The following is a 5461-nucleotide window of genomic DNA, read 5'->3' on the forward strand; positions in this document are numbered from 1 at the left end:
ACCTTGGTTCTTGCTGTGCGGCGTATTCCCCCAACTTCCGCATAACTAACCCGTCAAAACCATACTGAGTAATTGCTTTAGTCGGATGCTCAATGGAGGTGAGCTGCACCCAGTCATTCCATCCCCAGTAGATCATTCGATAGGTTCCCGTCAAATTTTCATAACCTTGAACCATATTAAACAAAGTACTGTTCCAAATACCATAATCGAATTTGGTCGACCGACCTTGAGCGTCGATAACTTCCGTCAAGACTTCTTGTGTCCGGTTATATGATGTTACTGGTTTTTTTTTGTAGGTAACCGACTCTTCGCTTGCCCCCTCTCCATAAGCCGTCACTTTCACCTGCTGGTTATCATAATTAAAAATCAAATAATGTCCGAGCTCCCCATTTCCGGCGGAGACAAATACAAAGTCAAGAGTTTTCCCCAGGCTTCCGCTACTCCCCCAGGAAAATCTGATGTAATTGCCAAATCGGTTAGTAATCAGCAATGGATTACCATGATAAGAGAAAAATGTTGTGGTGCCTCCCGTATAATCCCTTAGTTCGTACTCAGCTTGCGAGACCCCAAATTCATTCCTTAATTGCTCGAGCTGACTTTCTCGAACCGTACTGAAATCGTAATTATTCCACGGATATCCTTGTAGTTTATTGTTTTCAAGCGCATAGGTTCCTACATTCGGAATGGTTAGATAATCAGCCCCCGCTTCGGTTTTCAGATAGGGTAGATCCCATCTCCAACCTTTTCCTAAGTGAAAGCGTTCCTCTTCCTTCGTGATTTCGGTTTTATTTTCATACTCCGATGCTACATACGTCCGATCCTTGCCCATCGTACTATCATAGACACGAGTCAGTGCAAAATCCATCCCGTTCGCACCTTTAACAAATAAGTCGGTCACCTTGATTTGTAATGATCCGTCATCGGATGGCATTATATCTGGAGAAACTGGGAGAAAGTAAAGGTAAGGTTTCTTCATCGAACTACGGTGGTATCTGATGATTTTAAGGCTATAACGGGGATGCAGATAAATCAAAGAGGGTTATATTCTCAAGCATTTTGTATGTGCGTACAGGCATATTAGAGGAATATCATACGGAGGAGATGAGGGTTAAGTTCTTTCAAGGTGTGCCGCCCGATTGATTCGGCACTGGGTGGGCGTAAAAGAAAGACCTTGAGGTTTACTGCCCCCAAGGTCTGTGATTACTATCGTCTTTCAGTTAAACCGTTAATTTCCCAACTACTCTTCCTTACACCTAAAACACCATTCGTTAAATTGGGCAGAAAAGATAATGAGTATTTTTCCGGCTTAAATTCTTTTGGTGAATACTCAATTTCTGCTTCATGGTCACAAAAAGCATAATCAAAATTAAGCACTGGATGAACTTCTACAATGAAATTGATTATGCTGTTAGTGATCTTCTCAAGTGACTCAATCGAATAATTTGGCAATATTTCATCTTCGTTAAACAATAAAAGCAATCCGAAGAATTCGTCGTATTTTTCTATCCTTATATCAGTCTTTAATTGTTCAATCTGAAATAAGTCAAGACACGATTGAATCTGTACAAAATACGACTTTGTCATTTTGTCAATAAATGTTGTGTCCATATTGGGATAGTCTAATTCAATCCAACTCTCACCATCATAATCCTCACAGAACTTTACGGATTGAAAATGCCCATTATTTTCAACAACTAATCCAAGTAACTTTTCCAATATTTTTCCAATTGCTTTTGAGTCATTATAGACTAGCCCAATATTGATAGTACTCCCCAAATGATTACATCCTCCTTGTTATTTAGTGAATAAAGCCTGTCCGTTATTCTGATGAAATTCTAGCTGTGCTTGATTGAATTTCCAACCACCAACATAATTTCCACTCAAATCTGTATAACTGCCTATACCAGTGTTCTTATCGAAGTACACAAAGACATCATCGCCTCTATACTTCGATTTCCAAACATTGGTTGCACCTTGCATATGGTTTTGAATGGCTTTTTCATATAATTCACCATTAGTCTTATTCCAGTTACCTGATAAGCCAAAATCCCCTGCGTGCTTCCATTCATGTTGCAACTTCTTTGTAGTGAATGAAGCTGTAGGTAAACATTCAATATTATGAACCCATATTCCCAAACTACTTACAAAGTAAGTATGGAAATCAGCAACTGTAAAGTTGTACACCTTTACTTTTTCATCGTGATGTACAATTTCGATGTTGTCAATCGTTAGGTGATTTCCGTTACTTTGTACTAATTCATCCCCCACCTTCAAATCAATAGCGAGAGCCCAACCCTTGCCATCAACCCAAAATGGGTGATTATCAGTTGTCTCAATAATTTGATTGCCCACTGATAACTTATAGGTGGTATCTTTCTCGTTACGATGAAGGGCTGTGACTTCCTTGTAAGCCTGTTCACCAGTCTCTTCATTCTTGGCAAGAACCATATCTCCGACCTCTATGTCTTCGATATTCTTCTCCCCTTCGTCTGTCAGAACTTCAGTCCCACTTGTAAAACAATTGCACTCTTTCATCAATAATTTTTGTATGAAAGCTATACCGTCATCAGTCAAGGATGCTACTGTTTTTGAAGATTTCCCTTGAGGAAAAACTTCAACTACAATAAACCCAGCAGAAAGAAAATGTTCAATAGACCAAGGATTTTCTTGAGATACGCGATAATAATTATTTAGCGCTGTTAAAGTGCCACCTGTATAGAAGTCAATACCATTATACCAAGAAGAGTGAGCTGTTTTTAACGCATTCCATTCATTTTCCCAAAAAGTAACTTTTTGACTTCCACCTCCTCCAGCTCCCCACTCCTGTCGGTAGCCTGAGGGGTCAACATATTTTAGAGGATTATTACTTACATACGTATACAAATTCAAACTTAGCGGATTATTAATCTGTCCCTCATACGTATCCTCTCCAATAAACCGCCCAATACTTGGATCGTACCATCTAGCGCGTAAATATTGAAGATTCGTGGATTTATCCCAGTATTCTCCTGAATATCTGAAGAGGTTGTGTACGTTCTCCGATGCCGTTAACGTATTTCCCCAAATATCATAGGTGTATTGATTAAGAATATTCCCTGCACTATCGCATATTTCAACAACATCTCCATGACCATTGGATAAGTAATAACCTTTGTTATCACTAGCATCCTCGCTCATCATTAACGAATGACCGTATAAATAGCTTGTTTTTAAATCCGTGGAACCATCTGCCTTTACCGTTCCCTCAGCAATGATCACCTGACCGTCATAGTAATATCTGGTTATGACAGTACCTTCCTTGCGTTCTACCAGCAGGTTATCTCCGTTGTATTTGTACTCTACAGAGGCTCCATTCGCCAGATTCACCTTCGTCAACCGATCCCATTCATCATATTGATAGGATACCGTCTTCCCCATGAGATGAGCTGATTCGGTCTTCAGCGTCTGTCTATTTCCCCGGCTGTCGTAGCTGTAAGTTTCGTTGAACTGTGAGGAGGTCGTGATTCGATTCATAGGATCATAAGTAAACTGCTTGGCTGTGGCTCCATTTTCGCTAATTCCAGTGATGTTTCTATTCATGTCATAGCTATAACTGTAGCTTCTCAGCCCTGTTCCATTTCTCTTATGCGACAATCCCATCATATCATCATTGGTATGTGTGTACTCTGTCAGTAATCCATTAACATAACTTTTATCATTTCTTCAAAGAGGACAATTTACTATCGGGTTTAAAATTTTTAGAATGTGCAGCCTATGTAATAATCTTTCTGTTATTAAGTTAGCCAAAATGGAAAAGCACCCACAAAGTTAGATCGTATCTAACAATTGGGGTGCAGTTTAGAATTTTCACACTGGCTTGTAGTTTAATTTTAGTAACAATAACCTATTGTTACTTCTCCATCATGATAAAATTCAATAACAAACTTTCCAGGAACGTATATCCATGTATCAAAACTTACTTTTAATACATCAGCTATACTGTTTATGATTATTGATAATTCAGATTCAATTGCTGAAAATAGATTATTATCCCAAAGAATATACGCTGTTATATTTTCGAATTTTTCTTTTGAAATATCAAATTGCGTTTTCTTTAAGTTAGTTTTTTTCCAATCAATACGTCCGTAAAATGTAAACAGAAAACTTTCTTGCAGTTCGTCAAATAGTTGATTAGTCTGTTCTTCTGATAATACCAATGCTTGTTCTCCTAATTTACTTAAACACTCTTCATACAATGACATCTACATGGCACCTCTTAGTTCAGTGAATCTATAATAGATTTATACGCCTTTTCTCCGCCCTCAATACGGAATACATATTTATTAGTACCGTCCCTAAAATCTTCCACATTAATATGGAATCCTTTATTAGGATCATAATCAACTCTCCATCTTACTTTACCATCTGCTGATTGACGTCCTATAACCTTCTGGTATCCATAACTCGTCTTTAATCTACCAACATACGCTTTAGAATCAGCACCTAAATCTCCTGTAATATCAAATGCTAAATTTCTAGCTTGTTCATATGATTTAAACGTAGATTTTAATACTTTCTCACTTCCAATTTGAGTAAATTCAAATGCTCTTTCTATCTTCCTCCCTTCTTTACTGCCAAGTTTAATAATTAATTTTCCACCTTTAATAAATTTACCTATTGGTATAAAACCTACTGCAGCAAGTGATTTATCAAAAGTGGATGCATTAGGATCAAGTACAGTGTTAATATCATCTAGAATTAAAAAATCAGCTACTTCACTTGAAACAGTTATTACCCCACTTAATGCCTCTTTCGCACATACACTTATTCCTACTTTTGCACAATGAGGACCAACCTTCATATTGGAATACCATGTACCAGTATGTATTGCTTTATGTCCTGCAGGATCAATATAAATCAACGGATTATTCTCCACATACGTATACAAATTCAAACTCAGCGGATTCGTAGTCTCCCCTGCATACGTATCCTCTCCAATAAACCTTGCTGTCGCCGGATCATACCAACGAGCGCGAAGGTATTGCAAGTTTACGTCTGAATCCCAGTATTCCCCTGCATACCGCAATGAGTTCGGTACGGTTTCCTGTACTGTTATCGGATTCCCCCAAATGTCGTAACTGTAGCTGTTCAATAAGTTCCCTGATGCATCACGAAGCTCTGTTACGTCCCCATGACCATTGGTCACATAGTATTGTAGCTTCGATTCATCCGCCGATTGGCGTCCTACCAGTTTCCCGGTCGAATCAAATACATAGCCATAAGTAATGAACACCGCTCCAGAATCTACCGTGCCTTCCGCGACAAGCAGGCCCCGATCATCATAATAGTATCTTGTTGATTGATTTCCTTTCGTACGCCCGACCATCAGCCCATCGCCGTTATAGTTATAAGTAATATTCGTGTCGTCTTTGGTCACGGCCTTTAATCGATTTCTGATGTCATATTGGTACGACGCAGTAGT

4 protein-coding genes and 1 pseudogene are annotated in these 5461 nt (G+C 38.7%); all 5 read right to left on the reverse strand.

What is annotated here, in order from left to right; genetic code table 11:
• Nucleotides 1–865: pseudogene (locus BLS49_RS24345) on the reverse strand (hypothetical protein); the annotation flags it as partial.
• A 338-nt stretch (nucleotides 866–1203) separates the two neighbouring features.
• A complete protein-coding gene (locus BLS49_RS24350) occupies nucleotides 1204–1776 on the reverse strand; it encodes an Imm64 family immunity protein (protein ID WP_091236713.1) in 573 nt (190 codons plus the stop codon).
• Between the two features lie 18 nt (nucleotides 1777–1794).
• Nucleotides 1795–3633 carry a polymorphic toxin-type HINT domain-containing protein gene (locus tag BLS49_RS24355; protein WP_245742771.1) on the reverse strand — a complete coding sequence of 613 codons (1839 nt, stop codon included), beginning with the start codon at nucleotides 3631–3633 and terminating at the stop codon, nucleotides 1795–1797.
• Nucleotides 3634–3869: 236 nt separating this feature from the next.
• Nucleotides 3870–4241 carry a CDI toxin immunity protein gene (locus BLS49_RS24360; protein ID WP_091236719.1) on the reverse strand — a complete coding sequence of 124 codons (372 nt, stop codon included), beginning with the start codon at nucleotides 4239–4241 and terminating at the stop codon, nucleotides 3870–3872.
• A 14-nt stretch (nucleotides 4242–4255) separates the two neighbouring features.
• A partial coding sequence (locus BLS49_RS24365) for an RHS repeat-associated core domain-containing protein (RefSeq protein ID WP_139173186.1) occupies nucleotides 4256–5461 on the reverse strand: 1206 nt, incomplete at its 5' end.

Source organism: Fontibacillus panacisegetis, assembly GCF_900102215.1.
GTDB classification, from domain to species: Bacteria; Bacillota; Bacilli; order Paenibacillales; family Paenibacillaceae; genus Fontibacillus; species Fontibacillus panacisegetis.